Annotated in this window: 1 protein-coding gene; it reads left to right on the forward strand. The window is 73.6% G+C overall.

The features are described from left to right. The coding region (locus D8M35_RS16030) for a DUF3488 and transglutaminase-like domain-containing protein (protein ID WP_148113412.1) at positions 1 to 1,722 on the forward strand (1,722 nt) is incomplete at both ends.

Here is a 1,722-nt window from a genome sequence, read left to right on the forward strand (position 1 = left end):
TCGGCCGAGCGGTCCGACGCCCCGGCCCCGTGGGTCGTCGCACTCGCGCCGCTGCCCGTGCTGATCGCGGCGCTCTCGATGCGACCGCTCGTGCAGGGCACCGCCTGGTGGGTGTCCGGTGTCGTCTTCGCCGCGGTGCTCGTCGCCGTCGTGCTCGCCGTCCGCCGACGCGCGCCGGGCGTGCGCTTCATCGCCCTGGTCGTCGCACTGGTCGTCGGGTCCTGCGTCGCCGCCGTCGCGAACGACGTGCACCCGCTCGGCTGGCTCGACCGCGAGGGCGCCCTCGGCGAAGCGCTCGCCGCCATCCGGCTCAACCCCGCGCCGCTGCCGCAGAGCGACGCGATCCGGCTGATCGTGACGATCGCGATCGGTTGGGTCGCCGGGGTGTCCCTGTTCCTCGCGGCGATCGCCCCGACCGTCGCGCTCGCCGCCGTGCCCGCGCTCGTCGTGCTCATCGTGCCCGGTGTCGTGACGGGGGAGCCCGCGTCGCCCGTGCTGGTCGTCCTGGTGGGCGTCGCGTTCCTCGGGCTCCTGTGGCTGTCCGTCCGACCGGTGCAACGGGCGTTCCCCGCCGCCGTGGTGGGTGCCATCGGGCTCGTCGTCGCCGTCGGGCTCCCGGTGCTCGTCCCGATCAACGCCAGCTGGCTGTCCGGGGTCACCGGTGCGCTGCAGGCCCCGATCCAGCCCGGTCGCCCCGGCACCCTGCTCGAACTCGGCCGTGACCTGCGCCAGCCGAACGAGCTCGAGGTGTTCCGCTACCGCACCGCCGACGGGCAGCCGGAGTACCTCAAGCTCGCCGACCTCGACGAGTTCGGCACCGGCGACTGGGTGCCGACGGTCACCGACGCCAGCGACGCGGCGACCGCGGACCGGCAGCAGTGGGCGGTCGGCATCAACCCCCGCCTGGCGAGCCGTGGCGACCTGACGGTGCAGATCACCGGGCTGTCGAGCAACTACCTGCCCGTGCCCGGCGGAGCCGCGTCGGTCGAGTCGCAGTCGACGAACCTCGACCTGTCGCAGTGGCGCTGGATGGGGGACTCGAACACCGTCCGGTCGACCGGCCCCGTGACCCAGCGCGGTTCGACGTACCAGGTGTTCGGCGCCTCCACCTGGTCGGGTGAGTACCTCGACGCGATCGCCGCGAGCGGGATCCTCGGGCGCACCGACGGTCGGGGCTTCACCGCGCCGAGCGACGCCCAGCTCCGTACCGACCTGGCGTTGCCGAAGGACCTGCCGCGAGACATCCGGCAGGCCGCGCAGCGGGTGGCCGGTGGCCTGCCGAACGACTACGCCCGGGCACGTGCCCTGGAGCAGTGGTTCCGGAGCGACCTGTTCACCTACTCGGAGACCGCCCCGGTCGAGCAGGGCTACGACGGCGACAGCATGGACGTGATCGACACGTTCCTGCGGGTCCGGCAGGGGTACTGCGTGCACTTCGCGTCGTCGATGGCGGTGATGGCCCGCACGCTCGGGATCCCGTCACGCATCGCGGTCGGGTACCGGGCCAGCAGCGACCAGACCGAGGACGGCGAGTACACGGTCTCGAACCGCCAGCTGCACTCGTGGCCCGAGCTGTACATCCGTGGCGCCGGATGGGTGTCCTTCGAACCGACCCCGAGCTCGGACGCCGCTGCCCAGGCGGGCACCGAGTCGTCGGCGGCCCCGGCTCCGGCGCCGTCGGAGACACCGCTGCCGGCCCCGGGCGAGACGGCTCCCGCCGAG

The organism is Curtobacterium sp. HSID17257 (assembly GCF_003989515.1).
Lineage (GTDB): Bacteria > Actinomycetota > Actinomycetes > Actinomycetales > Microbacteriaceae > Curtobacterium.